The sequence below is a fragment of the uncultured Sphingomonas sp. genome (genome assembly GCF_913777625.1).
Classification (GTDB): domain Bacteria; phylum Pseudomonadota; class Alphaproteobacteria; order Sphingomonadales; family Sphingomonadaceae; genus Sphingomonas.
Map to the genome: position 1 here is coordinate 1 of NZ_CAJYTI010000015.1, position 23,658 is coordinate 23,658.

General features: G+C 65.9%; 15 protein-coding genes and 1 tRNA gene. 7 read left to right on the top strand and 9 right to left on the bottom strand.

Annotated features, from left to right (window positions below; translation table 11 throughout):
* The 9 genes from QZ814_RS08690 to QZ814_RS08730 all read right to left on the bottom strand — a co-directional run.
* Positions 1 to 230: hypothetical protein (locus QZ814_RS08690; protein WP_294331023.1), on the bottom strand; the 230-nt coding region annotated here is incomplete at its 3' end.
* Between the two features lie 28 nt (positions 231 to 258).
* On the bottom strand, positions 259 to 873 hold the full coding sequence (locus QZ814_RS08695) for an OmpA family protein (protein ID WP_294331024.1): 615 nt from the start codon (positions 871 to 873) through the stop codon (positions 259 to 261).
* Positions 874 to 1,023: 150 nt separating this feature from the next.
* Complete coding sequence (locus QZ814_RS08700; protein WP_294331025.1) at positions 1,024 to 2,103, bottom strand: AI-2E family transporter; 1,080 nt, start codon at positions 2,101 to 2,103, stop codon at positions 1,024 to 1,026.
* A gap of 253 nt (positions 2,104 to 2,356) precedes the next feature.
* Positions 2,357 to 6,883 (bottom strand): glutamate synthase large subunit, encoded by a 4,527-nt coding sequence (gltB, locus tag QZ814_RS08705; protein ID WP_294331026.1) that lies wholly within the window; start codon positions 6,881 to 6,883, stop codon positions 2,357 to 2,359.
* Entirely contained in the window at positions 6,883 to 7,470 is a 588-nt protein-coding gene (locus QZ814_RS08710; RefSeq protein WP_294331027.1) for a DUF2059 domain-containing protein, read from the bottom strand. The genes gltB and QZ814_RS08710 overlap by 1 nt, the downstream gene beginning before the upstream one ends.
* A complete protein-coding gene (locus tag QZ814_RS08715) occupies positions 7,467 to 8,156 on the bottom strand; it encodes a DUF2059 domain-containing protein (RefSeq protein WP_294331028.1) in 690 nt (229 codons plus the stop codon). The genes QZ814_RS08710 and QZ814_RS08715 overlap by 4 nt, the downstream gene beginning before the upstream one ends.
* Entirely contained in the window at positions 8,153 to 9,619 is a 1,467-nt protein-coding gene (locus QZ814_RS08720; RefSeq protein WP_294331030.1) for an NAD(P)-dependent oxidoreductase, read from the bottom strand. Before QZ814_RS08720 ends, QZ814_RS08715 begins: the two co-directional genes overlap by 4 nt.
* Before the next feature lie 123 nt (positions 9,620 to 9,742).
* Positions 9,743 to 10,549 (bottom strand): undecaprenyl-diphosphate phosphatase, encoded by an 807-nt coding sequence (locus tag QZ814_RS08725; RefSeq protein WP_294331031.1) that lies wholly within the window; start codon positions 10,547 to 10,549, stop codon positions 9,743 to 9,745.
* A gap of 67 nt (positions 10,550 to 10,616) precedes the next feature.
* Positions 10,617 to 11,552: a complex I NDUFA9 subunit family protein gene (locus QZ814_RS08730; RefSeq protein ID WP_294331032.1), complete on the bottom strand. Its 936-nt coding sequence runs from the start codon at positions 11,550 to 11,552 to the stop codon at positions 10,617 to 10,619.
* Positions 11,553 to 11,697: 145 nt separating this feature from the next.
* Here QZ814_RS08730 and QZ814_RS08735 point away from each other — a divergent pair.
* From QZ814_RS08735 to QZ814_RS08765, 7 genes are all read left to right on the top strand, one after another.
* Positions 11,698 to 11,784 (top strand) — tRNA-Leu (locus QZ814_RS08735).
* A 154-nt stretch (positions 11,785 to 11,938) separates the two neighbouring features.
* A complete protein-coding gene (locus tag QZ814_RS08740; protein WP_294331033.1) occupies positions 11,939 to 13,525 on the top strand; it encodes a site-specific integrase in 1,587 nt (528 codons plus the stop codon).
* A gap of 60 nt (positions 13,526 to 13,585) precedes the next feature.
* On the top strand, positions 13,586 to 15,421 hold the full coding sequence (locus QZ814_RS08745) for a class I SAM-dependent DNA methyltransferase (protein WP_294331034.1): 1,836 nt from the start codon (positions 13,586 to 13,588) through the stop codon (positions 15,419 to 15,421).
* Positions 15,418 to 16,770: a restriction endonuclease subunit S gene (locus QZ814_RS08750; RefSeq protein ID WP_294331035.1), complete on the top strand. Its 1,353-nt coding sequence runs from the start codon at positions 15,418 to 15,420 to the stop codon at positions 16,768 to 16,770. Before QZ814_RS08745 ends, QZ814_RS08750 begins: the two co-directional genes overlap by 4 nt.
* Complete coding sequence (locus tag QZ814_RS08755) at positions 16,767 to 17,810, top strand: restriction endonuclease (RefSeq protein ID WP_294331036.1); 1,044 nt, start codon at positions 16,767 to 16,769, stop codon at positions 17,808 to 17,810. Before QZ814_RS08750 ends, QZ814_RS08755 begins: the two co-directional genes overlap by 4 nt.
* Positions 17,807 to 20,923, top strand: coding sequence for a type I restriction endonuclease (locus QZ814_RS08760; protein ID WP_294331038.1), 3,117 nt, complete (start codon positions 17,807 to 17,809; stop codon positions 20,921 to 20,923). Before QZ814_RS08755 ends, QZ814_RS08760 begins: the two co-directional genes overlap by 4 nt.
* Positions 20,920 to 23,469 carry a DNA-directed RNA polymerase gene (locus tag QZ814_RS08765; RefSeq protein WP_294331040.1) on the top strand — a complete coding sequence of 850 codons (2,550 nt, stop codon included), beginning with the start codon at positions 20,920 to 20,922 and terminating at the stop codon, positions 23,467 to 23,469. Before QZ814_RS08760 ends, QZ814_RS08765 begins: the two co-directional genes overlap by 4 nt.
* The last annotated feature ends 189 nt before the right edge of the window (positions 23,470 to 23,658 follow it).

Genomic DNA, 23,658 nt, shown 5'->3' on the forward strand with positions numbered 1-23,658 from the left:
AGCACGGAGAGCAGCAGGTGCGCACCCTGCACCACCGCCTGTTCGCGCGTATCGGGCAGCTGGTCGGCGGGCGGCGGGGTGCGCCCGATCTTCGTCGCGGCGGCGCGTTCCAGCGTGGCGAGTTCGGACGGCTGGCCGCTCTTGCGTTCGCCCGCGATCAGCAGCGCGGTGATGCCCAGCCCCGCGACCAGCCCGCCCGCGATCGCCCCTGCCCAGCGCTTGCCATCCATCACCGTCTCCTGCCCGTTATCTCAGGGCTCAGCGGTTCGGGGCGGGCGCGGTTCCGTCGGTGGCTCCGTCGGTGGCGGGGGTCAGTTCGATTTCCACCCGGCGGTTGCGGGCGCGCCCCGCCTTGTCGTCGCTGCCGTCGGGCTTGGCATTGGGGGCGATGGGGCGCGTCTCGCCCAGTGCGATCACCCGCATCCGGTCGCGGTCGAGCCCCTTGCGCGCCAGATAGTCGCGCGCCGCTTCGGCCCGCTTGCGCGACATGATGCGGTTGGCTTCGTCATCCCCTTCGCTGTCCGAATGGCCGCTCAGCGTCAGCCGCCCCTTTTTGACCGCCGCATCCGCCGCCAGCCGATTGAGCGCCGCCTTCGCCGCGTCGTTCAGCCCCGATCCGCCCTCGGGAAAGCCGATCGTTGCCAGCACGGCGCCAGACGCCGCCGCGATCGCGCCCGGCAGGGTTTCGGATCGCGGCGAACGGGGCGAGGCACCGGCGGCCGGAGGAGAGGCTTCGGGGACCGCCATCTCGATGGCCGCGCCGCTGGTGCCTGCCGCACGCGCGACCGGGGTGGTGCCGCCGTCGCAACCGGCCAGGCCGATCGCCAATATCGGTGCGAGCGCGGTCATCACCGTCCCGGCCCTCGCGTGCATTCGCATTCCCTCGCCCCCCTGGTCGCCGCTGATGTCAGGCCACCCCGCCCGGCGGCGGGACCATAGGGAGCGATTGTTGCGGTGCAAACCGGCTTTGCGTGCTTTCCCGACCGAAAACAGGCCCGTTTCCCGCGCGCGGCCGCTCCGCCCTTATTCCGCGTCGCCCGAGGGCAGGAACACGCCGCGCTGCTCGCTCAAGATACGCCAGCCTGCCAGGAACAGCGCGGCGACCACCGGGCCGACCACGATCCCGCTCAGGCCCAGCAGCTCGATCCCGCCAAGCGTCGTCAGCAGCACGATCCAGTCGGGCAGGCCGGTGTCGCGGCCGACCAGGATCGGGCGCAGGATATTGTCGGCCAGGCCGATGACCAGCACGCCCGAGGCGATCACCACCGCCCCCTGCCAGATCGCGCCGGTCGCGAGCAGATAGAGGGCGACCGGCCCCCAGATGATCGCCGGACCGATCGCGGGCAGCAGCGCGGCGATCGCCATCAGCACGCCCCAGAGCAGCGCGGCGGGCACGCCCACGATCCAGAAGGTGATCGCGCCCAGCGCCCCCTGCACCAGCCCGACGATCACCGACCCCTTGATGGTCGCGCGCACCACCGCGACGAAGGTGTCGACCAGCCGCGTCGCGACACCCCGGTCGAGCGGCAAGGCGCGCACGAAGCTCGGCCCCAGCCGGTCGCCGTCGCGGATCAGGAAGAAGGCGACATAGAGCCCGACGCCGAAGGCCAGCGCGAAGGCAAAGGCGTTGCGGCCGATCGACAGCGCCTGGGTCGCGATCTGGCTGACGCTGCTGCTCAGCGTGCGCGAGACGCGCTGTTGCAGCCCCTCGAAACTGCCGATGCCCGAATTGTCCATCGCCTGGCGCAGCCGCTGGGGCAGCGCGTCGCGGATCTGCTGGAAATATTGCGCGAAGTCGATCTGGCCGCTGCGCACCTTCAGATAGACGCCCGATGCCTGGTCGACGACCATGCTGCCGATCACCAGCGTCGGCACGACCACGGCAAAGGTGATGATGAGCATGGTCAGCCCGGCGGCCAAGCTGCGCCGCCCGCCGGTCTTGACCAGCAGCCACTGGAACAGCGACCGGAACAGGATCGCCGCCAGCGCCGCCCAGAGCAAGGCGGCCAGGAAGCTGGACACCACGGCGAGCAGCCCGATGGTGATGACGGCGAGGAAGAGGAGAAATCCTCCCCGCTCGATCTTCTGGCGGTCGATGGTCATCTGGCCCTCCCCATTCTGCATCGCGGCGTAACCGTCACGGCGACGCAACGGTTCCGTGATGGGGGTTAACCGGATGACGGGGATGTCATCAATGGGCGGGCGTCTCGGTTCAGGCGAAACGACCAGCCTATTCCTCCCCTGCAAGGGGCGGGGGCCCATGCGAAGCATGGTGGAGGGGTGTTCCGGCCAGCGGGGACACCCCTCCGTCAGCCCTTCGGGCTGCCACCTCCCCTTAAAGGGGAGGATTTTGGTCTTACTCCGCCGCGACCGCTTCGACGCTGTCGTCGAGCGGATGGGCCAGGCGGGTCAGCATTTCCTTCGGACAGACCTGCCAGAAATGCCCGGCGACGCGGTCCCAGTCCTCCAGCAAGCCCTTCGACCATTTGCTGTCGGTCCGGTCGGCATGTTCGGCGACCAAATCGCGCAACACCCCTTCCCAATGCGCCGAGGCGAGGCGCTGCCACACGATATTCTCGGGATTGGCCCGCCGCGCGAAACGCTCTTCGGGGTCGTAGATGAAGGCCATGCCGCCGGTCATGCCTGCGCCGAAGTTCGCGCCGACCTCGCCCAGCACAACGGCGGTGCCGCCGGTCATATATTCGCAGCCATTGGCGCCGCAGCCCTCGACGACCACGGTCGCGCCCGAATTGCGCACCGCGAAGCGCTCGCCCGCCTGGCCCGCCGCGAACAACCGGCCCGAGGTCGCGCCGTAGAGCACGGTGTTGCCGATGATCGTATTCTTCTGACTGGCCAGCGGCGAGCTGACCGCCGGACGCACGATGATCGTGCCGCCCGACAGGCCCTTGCCGACATAGTCGTTGGCGTCGCCAAAGACCTCCAGCGTCACGCCCTTGCACAGGAACGCGCCCAGCGACTGGCCCGCGCTCCCGCGCAGACGGACGGTGACATGCCCGTCGGCCAGCTTGCTCATCCCGAAGGTGCGGGTGATCTCCGACGACAGGCGGGTGCCGACCGCGCGGTGGGTGTTCCGCACCGAATAGGTCAGCTGCATCTTCTCGCCGCGCGAGAAGACGGCGCTCGCGTCCTTGATGATCTGCGCATCCAGGCTGTCGGGCACTTCGTTGCGGAAGGTCGACAGGCTGAACCGCCGCTCGGCATCACTCGCATCGACCTTGGCCAGGACGGGATTGAGGTCGAGATCGTCGAGATGCTCGGCACCCCGGCTGACCTGACGCAGCAGCTCGGTCCGCCCGATCACCTCGTCCAGCGACCGCACGCCCAGGCGCGCCAGGATGTCGCGGACTTCCTCGGCGATGAAGGTCATCAGGTTGATGACCTTTTCCGGCGTGCCGGTGAACTTGGCACGAAGCCGCTCGTCCTGCACACAGACGCCGACCGGGCAGGTGTTGCTATGGCACTGGCGCACCATGATGCAGCCCATCGCCACGAGGCTGAGTGTGCCGATGCCGAACTCTTCCGCGCCCAGGATCGCCGCGATCACGATGTCGCGCCCGGTCTTCAGGCCACCATCCGCGCGCAGCCGGATACGCCCGCGCAGACCGTTGAGGGTCAGCGTCTGGTTCACCTCCGACAGGCCCATTTCCCAGGGCGTGCCAGCATATTTGATCGAGGTCTGGGGCGAGGCGCCCGTGCCGCCGACATGGCCCGACACCAGGATGACGTCGGCATGCGCCTTCGCCACGCCCGCCGCGACCGTGCCGATGCCCGCCGAGGAGACGAGCTTCACGCAGACGCGCGCACGCGGGTTGATCTGCTTGCAGTCATAGATGAGCTGCGCGAGATCCTCGATCGAGTAGATGTCGTGGTGCGGCGGCGGCGAGATGAGGGTCACACCCGGCGTCGCATGGCGAAGCTTGGCGATGAACTCGGTCACCTTGAAGCCGGGCAGCTGCCCGCCCTCGCCGGGCTTGGCGCCCTGCGCGACCTTGATCTCGATCTCGTCGCAGGCGTTCAGATATTCCGCCGTGACGCCGAAGCGGCCGGACGCGATCTGCTTGATCGTCGAGTTGGCGTTGTCGCCATTGTCATAGGGCTGATAGCGCAGCTTGTCCTCGCCGCCCTCGCCCGACACGGCCTTCGCACCGATCCGGTTCATCGCGATCGCCAGCGTCTCATGCGCTTCGGGCGAGAGGGCGCCCAGCGACATGCCCGGCGTCACGAAGCGCTTGCGGATTTCGGTGATCGCCTCGACCTGATCGACCGGCACACCTTCCGAGGGGAAGTTGAACTGGAGCAGGTCGCGCAAATAGACCGGCGGCAGATCGCCGACACCGCGCGCGAATTGCAGGTAGGTCGAATAGCTGTCGGTCGCCACCGCCGTCTGGAGCAGGTGCATCAGCTGCGCCGAATAGGCATGGGTCTCGCCGCCATTGCGCTGGCGATAGAAGCCGCCGATCGGCAGTGTCGCGACATGCTGGTCCCAACCCGCTTCGTGACGGACCATCGCCGAATAATGCAGCGAGTTGTACCCCTCGCCCGAAATCTTGGCGGGCATGCCGGGGAACAGGTCGTTGACCAGCGCACGGCTGAGGCCGACGGCCTCGAAATTATAGCCGCCGCGATAGCTGGAGATCACCGCGATCCCCATCTTCGCCATGATCTTGAGCAGGCCGTCCTCGATCGCGGTGCGATGATTGGCGAGGCACTGGTCGATGGTCAGATCACCGAACAGGCCGCGCTCATGCCGGTCGACGATCGCGGCTTCGGCCAGATAGGCGTTCACCGTGGTCGCGCCGACGCCGATCAGCACCGCATAATAATGGGTGTCGAGGCACTCGGCCGAGCGCACGTTGATCGAGGCATAGCTGCGCAGGCCCCGGCGAACGAGATGCGTGTGCACCGCCGCCGCCGCCAGCACGCCCGCAATGGCGACGCGGTCCTCGGAGACATGCTCGTCGGTCAGGAACAGCTCGGAGCGCCCTTCGCGCACCGCCTGTTCGGCCTGGTTGCGGATACGCTGAATCGCGGCGCGCAGGCGATCGGGACCGCCATCGGCCTCGAAGGTGCAGTCGATTTCGGCCGCCGAACGCCCGAAATGCGCCTTCAGCCGGTGCCAGTCCGCGCCGGTCAGGACCGGGGACGGCAGGACCAGCACGCGCTCGCGCCGATCCTCGGTGTCGAGGATGTTGGCGAGATTGCCGAACCGCGTCTTGAGCGACATCACATAACGCTCGCGAAGCGAGTCGATCGGCGGATTCGTCACCTGGCTGAAGTTCTGGCGGAAGAACTGGCTGATGAGGCGCGGCTTGTCGGAGATGACCGCCAGCGGCGTGTCGTCACCCATCGAGCCGATGGCTTCCTTGCCGCCCTCGGCCATGGGCGACAGGATCAGCTCCATATCCTCCATGGTCTGGCCCGCCGCGACCTGACGACGCAGCATTTCGGGCCGCGGCATCCGCACCAGCGCCTCGTCCTCCGACGGCTGGGGCAGCTGGTCCATGGTCAGGAACTCGCCGATCATCGCGGCATAGTCCTGCTCGCCCGAAATCTGGTCCTTGATCGCGCGGTCGTCGTACAGCTTGCCCTCGGCCAGATCGACCGCGATCATCTGCCCCGGCCCCAGGCGACCCTTGGCGGTGATGGTCGATTCCGGCACCACGACCATGCCGCTTTCCGACCCGACGATCAGCAGGCCATCGGCGGTCAGCGTGTAGCGCAGCGGGCGCAGCGCGTTGCGGTCCATGCCCGCCACCGCCCAGCGGCCATCGGTCATGGCAAGGGCGGCCGGACCATCCCACGGCTCCATGACGGAGGCGAGATACTGGTACATGTCGGCATGCGCCTTGGGCGTATCGAGGTCCTTCTGCCACGCCTCGGGCACCAGCATCAGCTTGGCGGTCGGCGCGTCGCGGCCCGAGCGGCAGATCGCCTCGAACACGGCGTCGAGCGCGGCGGTGTCCGACGCGCCGGCAGGGATCACCGGCTTGATGTCCTCGCTCTGCTCGCCGAACGCGATGCTCGCCATCTTGATCTCGTGGCTGCGCATCCAGTTCTGGTTGCCGCGGATCGTGTTGATCTCGCCGTTATGCGCCAGGCAGCGGAACGGTTGCGCCAGCCACCATTGCGGGAAGGTGTTGGTGGAATAGCGCTGGTGGAAGATCGCAACGCGGCTCTCGAAGCGCGAATCGGTGAGGTCCGGATAAAAGTCGGACAGCGATTCGGCGAGGAACAGCCCCTTGTAGATGATCGAGCGGCACGACAGCGAGCAGATGTAGAAGCCGCCGACCTGGGCTGCGATCACCCGCTTCTCGATGCGGCGGCGGATCAGGTACAGCTGGCGCTCGAACTCGGCGGCGTCCATCGCCTCGGGCATCGGCCCGGCGATCATGATCTGCTCGATCTCGGGGCGCGTGGCCTGCGCCTTCATGCCGATCACTGACACGTCGACCGGCACCTGGCGCCAACCATAGATGGTGTAGCCGGCCTCGATGATCTCGCTCTCGACGATGGTGCGGCAGGTCTCCTGCGCCCCCAGATCGGTACGCGGCAGGAAGATCATGCCCACGGCGAGGCGGTTCGGCAGCACGCGGTGGCCGCTGGCGACGATCTTCTCGTCGAAGAAGCGCAGCGGCAGGTCGACGTGCAGGCCGGCGCCGTCGCCGGTCTTGCCGTCGGCATCGACTGCGCCGCGGTGCCACACCGCCTTCAGCGCATCGATCGCCGACTGGACGACGCGGCGCGACGACTGACCGTCGGTCGCCGCGACCATGCCCACGCCGCAGGCATCGCCTTCATATTCGGGGCGGTACATGCCCTCACGGGCGAGGCGCTCGCGCTCGGTTGCCAGCGTCTTGGTCATCACTTCTTGTCCTGTTCTGCAGCGATATCCTGCGCGATCTTCTGCGCCATTACCTGGGCCCGCTGTTGCAGGCCCTCCATCGCCTTCGTCATCATCGTCCGCTGGGCGGCGAGCATGTCGGGATCGGCCATGATCGTGCTGGCCTGCGCCGCATAGACCTTGCCGGTGGGGGTATCGAAGAATGCGCCGATCTCGGCCATCTGCGCCGTGGTGAAGCGGCGCGCATAGGCACGCGCCATGGCCTCGAGCATGGTCGGCATCCATTGCTTGGTGAGGGCGATCGACCGGGCGAACTCGTCGTCGAGGAACGTATCGAACGTCGCCTTCGCCTTCGGCATCTTTTCCAGCGCCTGCTGCATCTCCGGGTTCGACAGCATCGCGTTGCGCAGGTTCGCCATCATCGGCCGCATCATCTGATCGACCGTCTCGTTGATGCGCGCCGGCGGCATGATCCTGGCGATCAGCGCCTGGGCAGCGGCGATGCGCGCGGGGTCGGGCGCCGGTGCCGGTGCGGTCTGCGCGGTCTGGGCAAGCGCCGGTAGCGGCGCGGCGGCGGCCAGCACCAGCGCGAAGAGGCCCCGCCTCACTTGGCCTTGCCCTTGGCCAGGAACTCGGCCTCGGCCGCTTCGCGCGTCGCCTTGAGCTTCGCCGCGTTGGCGCTGCCGACCTGCAGACCCCATGCCTGGCTGGCCGCCATGATCTTCGGGTTGACCAGCTGCATCTTCTTCGCCGCAGAGCTGCTGGCGAAGGCAGTCAGCGCCGGATAGTCCTCGGGCGTGAGGTCGCCGATCGCGGCTTCGGCGGCAGCCTTCTGCCCTTCCTCCGCCGAAGCCGGTGCCTGCTTCTGCATCGCCGCAACGACGCGGGCGCGGATCTTGGTGCCGGTAGGACTTTCGAAGAACGCCAGCGTGTCGACGATCTCTTCGGGCTCCATTTCGTCGTGGACAATGCCCGCCAGTTGCTCGCGCAGCGCCGGCAGATCGGCCGCGGCAAGCCTGCCCAGCGTGTCGGACACGCGCTGGACGACGAAGTCTTCCATGCCGGGATTGGCGTCGTACAGCGCCTTCGCCGTCGCATTGGCGGCGATGCTGGTCGCAAATCCGCGGCGGAATCCCGCTGCGATCAGGCTGGGCATCTGCGTGTCCGGCACGATCAACCCGGCCAGCTTGGCGGCATCGCCCGCCTGGGGCGCGCGGGTGGTCGGCTCGGCCTGAGCCAGCGCGAGCGCAGGCGTGGCGCCCGCGATCAGCAGCGCGGCGAACAGCGTCTTCATGCCAGGGTCTCCTCGCGCGCCGGGGCCTTCGCGGCGGGCGTATTCGCATGGGCCTTCATCCAGGCGTGCATGTGTTCCGCCACGTCGCGGCCGTCGCGGATCGCCCAGACGACCAGGCTCGCACCCCGGACGATGTCGCCGGCAGCGAACACGCCGTCCAGGCTGGTCATCATCGTCTTGCCGTCGGTCCGCAGCGTGCCCCAGCGGGTGACGCCCAGTTCCTCGGCGCCGAACAGCTTGGGCAGGTCCTCGGGCTCGAAGCCGAGCGCCTTGATGACGAGGTCGGCCGGCATCTGCAGCGCCCCGCCCGGATCGACTTCCGGCGCACGGCGGCCGGACGCATCGGGCGCACCCAGCCGCATCTTGGAGGCGCGCACGCCGGTCACCTGCTCGGTGCCCTCGAACGCCTCCGGTGCGGAAAGCCAGACGAACTCGACGCCTTCCTCCTCGGCATTGGCGACTTCGCGCTGCGAGCCCGGCATGTTCGCCCGGTCGCGGCGGTAGAGGCACTTCACCGACGCCGCGCCCTGGCGGATCGCGGTGCGGACGCAGTCCATCGCGGTATCGCCGCCGCCGACGACCACGACATGCTTGCCGAGCGCGTTGAGGCTGCCGTCCTCGAACGCCGGCACGCTGTCGCCGAAGCTCTTGCGGTTGGAGGCCGTCAGGTAATCGAGCGCATCGACCACGCCCTTGGCGCCGACGCCCGGTGCCTTGATGCCGCGCGGCTTGTAGACGCCGGTGGCGACCAGGATCGAATCGTGGCGCTGGCGGAGTTCGCCCAGCGTCGCGTCGCGGCCGACCTCGAAATTGCGGTGGAAGACGATGCCCGCCTGTTCGAGCCGGTCGACGCGGCGCATCACCACGTCCTTCTCCAGCTTGAAGCCGGGGATGCCATAGGTGAGCAGCCCGCCCGACCGGTCGTAGCGGTCGTAGACATGGACTGCATAGCCATAGCCGCGCAGATATTCGGCAGCGGCGAGCCCCGCGGGCCCCGCACCGATGATGCCGACCGACTGCCCGCGATCGCGCCCGACCTGCACCGGCTCCACCCAGCCTTCGGCCCAGGCGGTATCGGTGATGAACTTCTCGACCGAGCCGATCGTCACCGCGCCGTGGCCGGAGAATTCGATCACGCAATTGCCTTCGCACAGCCGATCCTGCGGGCAGATGCGGCCGCAGATCTCGGGCATGGTCGAGGTGCTGTTGGAGAGCTGATAGGCCTCCTTGAGCCGCCCCTCGGCGGTCAGGCGCAGCCAGTCCGGGATATGGTTGTGCAGCGGGCAGTGCACCGAACAATAGGGCACACCGCACTGGCTGCAGCGCCCGGCCTGCGATTCGGCATCGGGTACCGCATAGCGCTCCGCGATCTCGCGAAAGTCTTCCGCGCGCAGCTGGGCGGGGCGCTTGGCCGGATACGCCTGCGCGCGTCCGACGAATTTGAGCATAGGATCGTCAGCCATGTCGCACCCCGTACAGGAGAGCGACGGAGCGATAAAGACAGCACTGCTTACCTATCTGCGTTCAGGCAGGCAAAATATCCTAATTCACACCGATTTTGTTGCCCGCATAGGGCCGATCCGGACTTAACGAATGGAAAGCCAAATCAGCGCCGCAACTCCCGCAACAATACGATAATAGGCGAAGGGCGTGAAGCCGTGCTTGCTCACGATCCCGACGAACCACTTGATTACTGCGAGCGCGACGACGAAGGCGACGACGAAGCCGACACCAATCTCGCCCCATCCGACGCCGCTGGTGGTCAGCATGGCGCGGTTCTTCACCAGCTCCAGCACCGTGGCGCCGAGCATGGTGGGAATGGCGAGGAAGAAGCTGAACTCTGCGGCCGTGCGCCGCTCGACGCCCAGCGACAGCGCGCCCATGATCGTCGCGCCCGAGCGGCTGACGCCCGGCACCATCGCGAGGCACTGGACGAAGCCGATGCCGATCACGCGGACCACGGGGATCTCGGCAATGCCGTGGATCGTCGCGGACTTTACCGCCCGCTCGATCAGCAGGATCGCGACACCGCCGACGATCAGCGCCCAGGCCACCACCTTGGGGGCGCCGAGCAGTGCCTCGATATGCTTGTGGAGCGCCAGGCCGATCACGGCGGCGGGGATAAAGGCGAGCAGCAGGTTGCGCACGAACCGGATCGACACCGGGTTCAGCTTGAGCAGCCCGTCGAGCACCGCCCAGAAGGTGCGCCAGTAGAGCACCACGACCGCCAGGATCGCGCCCAGCTGGATGACGACGTTGAACATCGCCCAGCGCGCCGAATCATAGCCCATCAGCTCGCTGGCGAGAATCAGGTGCCCGGTCGAGGAGACCGGCAGGAACTCGGTAACGCCTTCGACGATGCCGAGCAGGATCGCCACCAGCAACGTGGTCATGAGGAGGTTCCTTGCAGGGGTACGCCATGCGGCCCCTGCGAGGAACCGCCTGGCCGGACGATCGCGATCAGGCGGGGGTGCGGAAGCGGCTGAACCGGCCCGCCTGGCGGAAACGAACCAGCCAGCTCGGCGCCACCGTTGCCATGGGCGTCGGCGTCACGCCCAGCGCGGCCAGCCCCTCGGCACCGGCGGGCACGACGTTGTCGACCTGGAGCATCGCGAGCTGGTCGCGGGTGATCGGCGTGCCGGGCAGTGCCGCGATCAGGCCGCTCAGCGAGTCGGGCAATTCGATCAGGCACGGCTTGCGGCCGATCGCGCCGGCAATCCAGCGCAGCAGCGCGGTCATGCGCAGCACATCGGGCCCGCCGAGGGTGTAGGTCTTGCCGCCATGCGCCGCCGGGTCGGCAAGCGCCGCCGTGATGGCCTGCGCCACGTCGACGACGAACACCGGCTGGAACTTGGCCTCGCCGCGCACCACCGGCACGATGCCGCGCGGCGCGCTGGCGATCATTCCGGCGAACAGGTTCACGAACCCGTCCTCGCGCCCGAACACGATTGACGGACGCAGGATCGTCGCGCCCGGGAAGGCAGCGAGCACGGCCTGCTCGCCCGCCGCTTTGCTGCGGCCATAAGCGGACGGCGAATTCGCATCGGCGCCGAGTGCCGAGATGTGCACGAGTGCCGAAGCGCCGGCCGCGCGGGCCGCTTCGGCGACGTTGCGGGCGCCCTGCACGTGCACCTTCTCGAAATCGCCCGAGAGGATGCCGACGAAGTTCACCACCGCGTCGCTGCCCTGCAATGCGCGGGCGAGCGTTTCCGGCTTGGTGATATCGCCGACGACGAGCTGGGTCTGGCCGAGATTGCCCTGGGTCTTGAGGAACCAGGCATCGCGCGGCTTGCGCTCGACGACGCGGACGCGCGCGCCGGCGGCGAGCAGCTCCTGCGCCACGTAGCGGCCCAGAAAGCCACCACCGCCGATCAGGGTTACCAGCCGATCCTTCATCTTGCGCCTCATTGCCTCGCGTAGCTCGCGGCCCCAATGCCGCCTGGACGGCTAAACGGCAAGCGGGACGCGAAGTCCAATATTTTTCGCAAAAAGTGTTTGACACCTCCTGCAAACCTCCACTAGAGGCGCCGGCCTACCCCGTGCCCAGATGGCGGAATTGGTAGACGCACCAGCTTCAGGTGCTGGCGATCGCAAGGTCGTGGAGGTTCGAGTCCTCTTCTGGGCACCACTTCCCCTTAGGGGGTTGAAAACACGTATTTTCAATGTCTTCCAGGCGGCCAGTGCTACACAATAGTGCTACGCAAAGGCTTGAGAAGATGTTCCGATTGAGTCGTCGTAAGGGCTCCAGCTTGTGGCAGGTCCGCAAGCGTTGGCCCAGCGATGTGGCTGCGATCCTGCCAGGCGAATTCACGAAATCGACGGGTGAAGCGGACCGGAAGAAGGCGCAGGCGATGCTTGTGCTGATCGCTTCCGAATACGAAGCGCGCGTGCAGCAGGCGCGGGACCGTTTGGCGGACAGCCAATTCCGCGACTTGGCCGAACCAGAGATCGCGCGCCTTACCGCCCTCTTCTATCGCACAGCGCTGCCGGCCTACCGGATCAACCGCGCGCTATCCCCGGCGGAAGCGAAGGCAACGCTGACGGAGGTGCAGGGCCGCGTGGCGTCGCTTGAGGCGGCGCAGGCCCGGCAGGACTATTGGGCAGTCGAAAGCGCTGCGAACACCCTCATCGCGCAACAGGGCCTCCCGATACCCGAGGATAGCCCCAGCCGAGATGCGTTGAAGTCGATGCTGCACCTCGCGTTCACCGAACTGCATCGGAGCATCGCACAGCAGTTGCAGGGCCAGGAGCAAGCCGCTCCGTCTGATCCCCGACTGGCCCGCGCTCTGGAGGTCAAGGCCGATGCGCCGGACCACACCGTCAATGCGCTGATCAAAGCGTATAAAGAGGCCAAGTGGGAGGACTGGAGTGCATCGAGCCGTGAGGCCGTCGAGGCGCCCTTCCGAGCCCTGAAGGACATCCTCGGGGAGCGAGACGCCTCCTCGGTCACCCGCGAGGATGCGCGCGGGGTGGTCGCCATGCTGCGCGACTTGCCGGCTGGGATGGGCCGCCATGCCGCCCTGAAGGGATTGTCGGTGCCGCAGGCTATCGAGGCAGGCAAGCGCCTGAAGATCGAGCCGATCAAGCCGGCAACGATCAACCGCGCCTACCTCGCGCACATCGCGGCGCTCTTCAAATGGGCGATGAAGGAAGGCTGGATCACCAGCACGCCCTTCACTGGCCTAGCCGTCAAGGATAGCGTGGCGGAGATCGACAAGCGCGATCCGTTCACCGCACCCCAGCTCCAGACTCTGTTCACCTCTGATCCCTGGGTTGCCCCCGTGAAGCCCGACACGGCCCGGCCGGGGCGCTTCTGGATTCCGCTGGTCGCGCTATTCACCGGCGCGCGGCTGGGTGAAATCGCCGGGCTGCGCATCGCGGACGTCGAGGAAGTGGATGGCCTGACCGCGCTCCGTATTCGGGCACATGCCGGCCGCTCCTTGAAGACCAGCTACAGCCGCCGCGACTTGCCGCTGCACCCCGAGTTGGTGCGCCTGGGCTTTGCCGCCTTCCTCAAACATCGCTGCAAGGTCGCCAAACCGGAGGAACTACTGTTCCCCGACGCGAAGGCGAATGTGCGGGGCCAAGCCGGCGCGAAGCTGGGCGAATGGTTCGTGAAGACCGTGAAGGACCTCGGCCTCACCGGCACGAAGCTGGGGATGCACAGCTTCCGGCACGGCGTGGAGGATCGCCTGATCGCTGCCGACCTCTATGGCACCGCGCTGGGCCGGGCGCTGCTCGGCCGTGAATCCGGCGGCTCGGAAAAGAGCTACGGCAAGGGCTTCACGGTGAAGGATTTCGCCAAGGCGCTGGAGCGGATTACCTACCCGGACCTGGATCTGTCGCACCTCTATGCGGCCAAGGACTAATCTCGACTTTACTCGCGTCACAGAAACTCGCCATGGTGGGCGAGGTTCGAAGGGGGAAACATGAACCACCAGGCACTGTCGGCTTTTATCTGGTCGGTCGCGGACTTGCTGCGCGGCGACTACAGGCCGGCTGACTACGGCTCCGTTATCCTGCCCTTCACGGTCCTACGGCGCCTCGACTGCGTCCTGGAGCCAACGAAGGCGGATGTTCTGGCGGAGTTGGAATTGCGCACGAAGGCAGGTCTCAACGCCGAACCTTTCCTGCGTCGCAAGGCCCAGACCTACTTCTTCAACACCTCCCCGATGGACCTCCAGAAGCTGCTGGGGGACTCGGACAACATCGCCGCGAACCTCACCGCCTACGTGCAGGGCTTCTCGGAAGAGGTGCGGGACATCTTCGAGAAGTTCGAGTTCCACAACCAGATCGACAAGCTCGCCCGCGCCAAGCTGCTGTTCCTGGTCACCGAGAAGTTCGCCGGGGTCGACCTGCACCCGGACAAGGTGCCGAACAGCCAGATGGGCCTGGTGTTCGAGGAGCTGATCCGCAAATTCGCCGAGGCCTCGAACGAAACCGCAGGCGACCACTTCACGCCGCGTGAGGTGATCAACCTGATGGTCAACCTGATCTTCGTCGAGGACGACGCGGCGCTCTCCAAGCCCGGCGTGGTGCGGACGATCTACGATCCCACCGCAGGCACCGGCGGCATGCTGTCGGTCGCCGAAGAGCGTCTGGCGGAGCTGAACCCCGGTGCGCGCCTGACCATCTCGGGCCAGGAGCTCAACCCGGAGTCCTACGCAATCTGCAAGGCGGACATGCTCATCAAGGGGCAGAGCGTCTCCAACATCGCCTTCGGGAACACGCTGTCCGAGGATGGGCACCCCGGCAAGACCTTCGACTATATGCTGGCCAACCCGCCATTCGGCGTCGAGTGGAAGAAGGTCGAGAAGGAAGTCCGCCGCGAGCATGAGCAGCAGGGCTTCAACGGGCGCTTCGGCCCCGGCCTGCCCCGCGTCTCGGACGGCTCGATGCTGTTCCTGCTCCACATGCTGGCGAAGATGCGGCCGGCGACGGAGGGCGGCTGCCGTTTCGGCATCGTACTCAACGGCTCCCCGCTGTTCACCGGCGGCGCCGGCAGCGGCGAGAGCGAGATCCGGCGCTACCTGCTGGAGAACGACCTGGTCGAAGCCATTATCGCGCTACCGACCGACATGTTCTTCAACACCGGCATCGCGACCTATATCTGGATCGTCTCGAACCGGAAGCCGGCCGGCCGCAAGGGGCTGGTCCAGCTGATCGATGGCTCAAGCTTCTGGGGCAAGATGCGCAAGTCGCTCGGCTCCAAGCGCAAGGAACTGGGCGAGGAGCATATCCGACAGATCACCGAGCTGTTCGGCCGTGCGGAAGCGGCGGAGATTGCCACCGTGCTCGATGCAGAGGGCAAGGAAGTGGCGCGCGAGATCGTGTGGGCCGGTGACAAGGCCCCGGAGGCACCGCAGGGCGGCAAGGTGAAGCTTGCGCCGCTCTCCCGCATCTTCGCCAACAGCACTTTCGGCTACCGCACGATCACCGTGGAGCGTCCGCTGCGCGACGCGGCGGGCAAGATCGTCCTGGGCGAACGCGGCAAGAACAAGGGCAAGCCGCAGGCGGACAGCGCTCTGCGCGATACCGAGAATGTGCCGCTGGCCGAGGACGTCGACGCCTATTTCAAGCGCGAGGTGCTGCCGCACGCGCCGGATGCGTGGATCGACGAGAGCAAGACCAAGGTCGGCTATGAGATACCTTTCAATCGCCAGTTCTACGTGTTTGAGGCGCCCCGGCCGCTGGAGGCCATCGACGCAGACCTCAAGGAGGTTACCGACCGCATCAAGGCGATGATCGAGGGACTGGCTGCGTGAGCTTCCAAACATACAGCTCGTATGTCGACAGCGGCGCTTCGTGGCTCGGCCACATACCGTCGCATTGGCGACCCGCCCGCCTTAGGACGGTCTTCGATATCAGGAAGCGCATCGCGGGAGTCGAGGGCTATGAGGTGCTCTCCATCACCCAGCGAGGCATTAAGGTTCGCGATACAGAAAGCAATGACGGTCAGTTGGCCGCTAGCTACGCGAATTACCAGATTGTTGAACCTGGCGATTTCGCTATGAATCACATGGACTTGTTGACTGGTTGGGTGGATCGCTCTCGCCAGCTTGGAGTAACGAGCCCGGACTATCGCGTATTCGCTATTCGATCTGACGCAGAGGTCTCACCTGCTTTCGCACTGTATCTCCTTCAGAACGGCTATACGCAGAAGGTCTTCTTTGCTTTCGGTCAGGGATCATCGCACCTCGGACGGTGGCGTCTACCGACAGACGGATTCCTTAACTTCATCGCGCCGCTCCCGCCATTGGCTGAACAAGCCACCATCGCCACCTTCCTCGACCGCGAGACGGCCAAGATCGATGCGCTGGTGGAGCAGCAGCGGCGGCTCATCGAGCTGCTCAAGGAGAAGCGCCAGGCCGTCATCTCCCACGCGGTGACCAAGGGGCTCGACCCGACGGTGCCCATGAAGGACTCCGGCGTTGAGTGGCTGGGCAACGTTCCGAAGTATTGGAAGGTTGCCCGTCTCAAATGGGCTGTCCAGTCGATCGAGCAAGGCTGGAGCCCGCAATGCGAGGCCTCTCGGGCGGAAGGGCCCGAAGAATGGGGCGTCCTAAAGGTAGGCTGCGTCAATGGCGGGATATTCCGCCCCGAGGAGAACAAGGCGCTCCCGCGTGAACTTAATCCAATGCCGGAACTCGCCTTACAACGGGGCGACATTCTCGTGTCGCGAGCGAACACTCGCGAGCTCGTCGGTAGCGCCGCCCTTGTCCCGCAAGATTATTCGCACCTAATGTTGTGCGACAAACTGTACCGCCTGCGCGCCAACGAAGCCATTGCCCTCCCGGATTTCTTAGCTCTTTACTTGCAATCAAACATTGCCCGGGAAGCATTTGAACTCGCTGCCACAGGAGCGAGCGCGTCGATGGTAAACATTGGCCAAGGAACCGTAATGAACCTTGTCATCACGCTCCCCAGTCTATCCGAACAGCAGGCCATTATCGACTTCATCCATAGCATGCAGCAGCGCGCAGATGCTCTGGTCCGGGCAAGCGAAACCGCCATACACTTCCTCGGAGAGCGCCGCGCTGCTCTCATATCCGCAGCAGTGACCGGCCGGATTGACGTGCGGAGCCCCTTCGGCCGACAGGCGGAAGCAGCATGACCCGCCTTTGGATTGTCCGCGCCGGGCGCAATGGCGAACGCGAGCTGGATGCTATCCAGCAGGGCAAATTGATGCTCGGCTTCAACGAAGTCGACGACCTAAGCCGATATCAGGACCGCGCTGCCATCCTCGCGCATCTCGAAGAGGCCATGCCAGATGCCAGCGCCAACCGACGGAAGAACTTCGCGGCCCAGCTGAATCAGTTCGCCCATGTGATCCAGATCGGGGACCTCGTGGTGCTGCCCCGCAAGCTCACCAGCGGCGTAGCCATCGGCGAAGTTACCGGCCCCTATAAGTTCGAGCCGGACGGGATCAGCAAACAGACGCGTGCTGTGAGGTGGCTCAACGAGGCCGTGCCCCGCGACGCTTTCAAGCAGGACCTACGACACTCCTTCGGCGCGTTCATGACCGTATGCGAGATCAAGCGGAACCAGGCGCTGGAACGGGTCAAGGCGGTGCTGGCAACGGGACAGGACCCCGGCGCACTGCTCGGCAAACAAGGTACGGCGACGGTCGCCGCGTCCGACGAGGTCGTGGACGCGGACGATATCGCAACGGACATCGAGGATATCGCGAACCAGCAGATCATCTCGCTGATCAAATCCGAGTTTGCCGGGCACGCGCTTGCGAACCTCGTCGCGGAGATACTGGAGGTCGAGGGCTACACGACCAAGGTGTCTCCTCCGGGTGCAGACGGTGGCGTCGACATCCTGGCGGCAGGGGGAACGTTGGGGCTTGGAGAAGACCGCATCTGCGTACAGGTTAAGTCCGGGGATGGCGCTGCAAACCATGACGTGGTTCTGCGCCTGATCGGATCGGTGTCGAACAGCCAGGCGCGCACGGGCCTGCTGGTGAGCATCGGCGGCGTGAACGCCGTCGCCCAGAAGGAACTCGACAACAACTTCTTCAAGCTGCGCCTGTGGCAGATGCCAGACCTGTTGAAGGCGCTGTTCCGCACCTACGCGCAACTCCCCGTCGAAACGCGAGCAAAGTTGCCGCTGAAGCAAATCTGGGCGCCTCTCGCTGGACCCGAAGCGTGAACCGCCTCCACGAGGAGATCAGCTTCGAGAGCGAGGTCTGCACCATCCTCGCATCCAAGGGCTGGCTGTACGAGGCGGGTGATGCGCAGGCCTATGACCGCAAGCGCGCGCTATTCCCGGCTGATTTGCTAGCCTGGATACAGGAGACCCAGCCAAAGGCTTGGGAGAGCCTAACCAAGTTGCACGGCGCCTCGGTGGAGGCGCTGCTGCTCGACCGCGTGCGCAAGTCGCTGGACGACCGGGGAACGCTCGACGTGCTGCGCAACGGCGTCGACACCATCGGTGTGCGTGGCACGATCCAGCTTGCCCAGTTCAAGCCCGCGATGGGCATGAATCCGGATATCGTGACGCGCTACAGCGCCAATCGGCTGCGGGTGGTGCGGCAGGTCCGCTACAGCCTGGCCAACGAGAACTGCATCGATCTGGTGCTGTTCCTCAACGGCCTCCCCGTCGCCACCGTCGAGCTGAAGACCGACTTCACCCAGTCGGTGCAGGATGCCGTCGACCAGTACAAGCACGACCGGCTGCCGCAGCAGAAGGGGCACGAACGCGAGCCGCTGCTGAGCTTCCCATCGGGTGCACTGGTGCACTTCGCCGTCTCGAACCGCGAAGTGATGATGACGACCAAACTCGCGGGGCCGGCCACGCACTTCCTGCCGTTCAACCAGGGCGATCATGGCGGCAAGGGCAACCCCACGCTGCCCTTCGGCCACGCCACGTCGTACCTGTGGGAACAGGTGTGGCAGCGCGACAGCTGGCTGGAGCTGCTGGGCCGTTACCTAGTCACCCAGCGCGACGACAAGAAGGCCATCCGCGCGTTCATCTTCCCGCGCTATCACCAGCTCGACGTTACGCGGAAGCTCCAGGCCGCGATCCTCCAGGAGGGCGTGGGTGCGAAGTACCTCGTCCAGCACTCGGCGGGATCGGGCAAGACCAACTCCATTGCCTGGACCGCGCACTTCCTCTCCGAGCTCCACGACGCGAACGACGAGAAGCTGTTCTCGACGGTGATCGTCGTGTCCGACCGGCGGGTGATCGACGGACAGTTGCAGGACGCGCTGTTCGATTTCCAACGCACCACCGGTGTCGTCGAGACGATCAAGAGCGAGAGCGGCAGCAAGAGCGCGCAGCTGGCCGACGCGCTGAAGGCCGGCAAGAAGATCATCGTCTGCACCATCCAGACCTTCCCCTATGCGCTCCAGGCGGTGCGGGAGCTGGCTGCAACCGACGGCAAGCGCTTCGCCGTGATTGCGGACGAGGCGCACAGCTCGCAAACGGGCGAGGCAGCAGCGAAGCTCAAGGAAGTGCTCTCGCCCGAGGAGATTGCAGAGCTCCAGGACGGCGGCGAGATCGACACCGAAGACCTGCTGGCGGCCCAGATGGCGGCGCGGGCTAGCGACACCGGCGTGACCTACGTCGCCTTCACGGCAACCCCGAAGGCGAAGACGCTCCAGCTCTTCGGGCGCGTGAAGCAGCCGGGCGGCCTCCCGGAGCCCTTCCACGTCTATTCGATGCGGCAGGCCATCGAGGAGGGCTTCATTCTCGACGTGTTGAAGAACTACACGCCTTACAAGCTGGCGTTCCGCCTGGCGCACGACGGCAAGGAGCTGGAGGACACCGAGGTCGAGCGTTCGGCAGCGACGAAGGGGATCATGCAGTGGGTAAGCCTGCACCCCTATAACATCGCGCAGAAGGTCCAGATCGTCGTCGAGCACTTCCGCGAGAACGTGCAGCCCCTGCTCGACGGCAAGGCCAAGGCCATGGTGGTGCTGGCGAGCCGCAAGGAAGCCGTTCGGTGGAAGCTGGCCATCGACCGCTACATCAAAGGCAAGCGCTACCCGCTGGGTACGCTCGTTGCTTTCTCGGGCGAGGTGAACGATCCGGATTCGTCGCTCGAGCCGCTGAGCGAGGCGAGCAAGGAGCTCAACCCGAACCTGAAGGGCCGCGACATCCGCGACGCTTTCAAGGCGACCGACTATCACCTGCTGCTCGTGGCGAACAAGTTCCAGACCGGATTCGACCAGCCGCTGCTGTGCGGCATGTATGTCGACCGGCGCCTTGCCGGCGTCCAGGCAGTGCAGACGCTTTCGCGCCTCAATCGCGCCCATCCGGGCAAGGACACGACCTACATCCTCGATTTCGTGAACAGCTCCCAGGAGGTGCTAGCTGCGTTCCGGACCTACTATGAGACGGCAGAGCTGGAAGGCGTCACTGATCCGAACCTCGTCTACGACATGCGCGCGAAGCTCGATGCTGGCGGCTGGTACGACAGCTTCGAGGTGGATCGTGTGGCGGCCGTCGCGATGGACCCGAAGTCCACCCAGGGGGACCTTGCCGGAGCGCTTGGGCCAGTCGCGGATCGCCTGCTGAAGCGCTTCGCCGCAGCCAAGGCCGCCAAAGAGGCCGCCGACGCGCTTGGGGACGAGAAGGCTGGGCAGACGGCAAGCGACGAGATGGGCACGCTCACGCTCTTCAAGACGGACGCGCAGACCTTCATCCGCATCTACACCTTCCTCAGCCAGATGTTCGACTACGGCAACACGGACATTGAGAAGCGCTTCCTGTTCTTCAAATACCTCGTGCGGCTGCTCGATTTCGGGCGGGAGCGCGTGGCGGTGGATGTGTCGCAGCTGCAGCTCACGCACCACGCGCTGAAGAAGATGGACAAGCAGCCGATGCTGATGGGCGGCGAGGCCCCGAAGATTCCGCCGGTGGGCGAGGCCGGCTCCGGTTCGATCCAGGAGAGGCAGAAGGCGCTCCTCCGCGAGATCATCCAGCGCGTGAACGACCTGTTCGAGGGCGACCTGACCGACGGCGATCAGCTCGTCTTCGTCAATGAGGTGATCAAGGGTAAGCTGCTGGAGTCCGACGAGCTCACCATGCAGGCGATGAACAACAGCAAGGCGCAGTTTGCTGCCTCGCCGACGCTAGACAATGAGCTGCTGAACGCGATCATCGACGCGCTCGACGCGCACCAGAAGATGAGCCAGCAGGCGCTCGGCTCGGACAAGGTGCGCGCGGGGCTGAAGGACATCCTGCTCGGCCCTGGGCAGCTCTACGAAGCACTGCGGAAGGGCGAAGGCGTCGTCGAAGAGGAGGCCGCCGCCGGTTGATCGACCCAACGGACGGCCAAAGTATCAGGACCATCACCATTACCGACGTTGATCTCATTGAGGTCCAGCAGGACCTTGAAGCCGAATCCCGTGCGCTCGGGAAGGCGCGCTATCGGAACAAGCGCAATGCGCCCTGGATCGACGCCATCGGCCCCGGTAGCGACGAGGCATCGCTACCACCGGGGCGGGCGATGCTGCGGCGGACGCTCAAGCCAACAGCGGACGCAATTCGCGCCTTCCTGGCGGATGCGAAGTCAGGGCGAGCAGGGCGGCGCCACGCAGCCTTTGATCTCCTCGACTGCGCGCAAGCGGAGCCGGAGCCTCTCGCCTATCTCACCCTACGCTGCGCTATCCAGGCAGGCGCCCGCGAAGTTCGCGCTCAGGGTGTGGCGAAGACCATCGGAAATGCGGTGCTCGACCACCTGCGAGCCGAGGAGTTCACCCGCCTCAACCCAGAGGGCGCCGAGGGACTCCAGCGGAGCCTCGCGGGGCGCGTAATGGTTAGCCAGAAGCGTCAGCGCGCCATCGAAGCGATCCAGGACGCCGAGGGCGTCGCGCTCAACTGGTCCCAGCACGAATTGGTGACGGTCGGGCTCAAGCTGATCGAACTCGCCATAGAGGCCACCGGCCTGTTCGAGCTGAAGCTGATCCAGACCAACGTCGGCAAGCAGATCCGCCGCGAACGTAGGCTGTGCCTCACGGAGGCGATGCACGACTGGCTCGAAAGGCAGCACGAGCGTTGCGAGCTGTTGGACCCGATCCCTCTACCCATGGTGGTTCCGCCTTGTCCGTGGACGACCCCGACAGACGGCGGATACCTCACGCCGCCCGTCGGGACGCGGCTAGTAGGCTCGCACAGCCGTGCCTACGCCGACGAACTCAGCAGCGTCGATATGCCTATCGTCTATCGGGCGGTGAACGCAGTCCAGGCGACTGGCTGGCGCGTGAACCGGCCGCTGCTGGAGGTCCTGGAACGCCTCACGACCGAAGGTGGCGCCCTGGCCGGCGTTCCGCCGCGCGAGCCCGAGCCGATCCCGGCCCGCCCACTGGAGGAGGACGATCCGGAGGCAGTCGAGCGCTGGAAGCGGGATGCCGCCAAGGTTCATGCACGCAACGCTGCCGGACGTGGCAAACGTCTGGCCTTGGCGCAACAGCTCTGGGTCGCACGGAAGCTGGCCGACTTCCCTGCCATCTACTTCCCGCACGATCTCGACTTCCGGGGGCGCGTTTATCCGATCCCGCAGGGTGGGCCCCACCCGCAAGCAGGCGACATCGGCCGCTCCCTGATCGAGTTCGCTCGTGGGAAGCCGCTGGGCCCCTCGGGTGCGCGCTGGCTTGCGATCCACGTCGCCAATGTCTTCGGGATCGACAAGCTCCGCTTCGAGGAGCGTATCGCCTGGGTCGAGCAGCACCGGGCTCAAATCCTCGATAGCGCCAGCGATCCGTTGGACGGCGCTCGCTTCTGGACGACCGCGGACAAGCCGTGGGCGGCGCTCGCCGCATGCTTTGAATGGGCGGGCTATCTCCGGCACGGCGAAGCATTCGTCTCGCACCTGCCAATCGCCATCGATGGGTCGAACTCCGGTCTCCAGCATCTCACGGCGCTGCTTCGCGACGCCCAGGCGGCTCCGCATGTAAACCTTACGCCCAGCGACAACCCAGGCGACATCTACGCACTCGTCGCGGCAAAAGCGCAGGCGATGATCGATGCCTCGCGGGACCCCGGCGCGGCTCCTTGGAAAGACGGCAAGATTACGCGCGGGATCGTGAAGCGGCCCTGCATGACCTACGTCTATTCCGCGACGGCGCGCGGCATGGGCGACCAGATCAGAGCCGAGCTGGGCCGCCTCGACGAAGCCGCAGCCAGCAACGGCCAGCCGCCCCATCTCGGGGGCGAGGACAACTTCGCATCGGCGACGTGGCTCGCGACGCGGCTCTATCGCCTGATCGGTGATACGGTGCCCGCAGCTCGCGCCGCGATGGAGTGGCTCAAAGCGGCAGCCAAGGCGATCAGCGCGCTCGACCTGCCGCTGTGGTGGACGACGCCGGCTGGCCTGCCTGTCCTGCAGCGATATCCGAACACGAAGGCAGGGCGCATCGAGACGACGTTTCGCGGCAAGCGGCTGCAGCTCCAGATCGCGGAGGAAGCGGGAGCCCGAACACTCGCCGAATGGATCGATGAGAAGCGCGCGCCGATAACGGACAGCCGGCAGGCGCAGGCGGGGATCGCTCCCAACTTCGTTCATTCGCTCGACGCCGCACACCTCATGCTAACCGTCGTGGCAGCCCAGGACGCAGGAATCTGCGACCTCGCAGTGATACACGACAGCTTCGGCACGCACGCTGCCGACACGGATCGCCTCGCGGCAATCCTGCGCGAGACGTTCGTCGCAATGTACGAGGCCGATCCGCTGGCGCGTTTCAGGACCGAGTTGGTGGAGCAGTTGGAGCCGCACACCAAGCTGGTTGCCGCTCTGCCGCCGCTGCCCGCTGTCGGGGAACTCGACCTCCAGACCGTTCGAGGGGCGACGTACATGTTCGCGTGATCACCCGCCGACCCATTTCCCCTTTTTAGTAGTGTGAGCGCTCAGGAGACCTAGGCACGTGGCTCGGGGGTCGTGGTCGAATGGTTCTGGCTCAAAAATCCGAAGCGCCATAGCGAGGATGGACCGTCGCCACCGCCCCCCCTTACCCCCTCCTCCACGATTGCCTGCCTCCGCAATCGCCAGCCATTG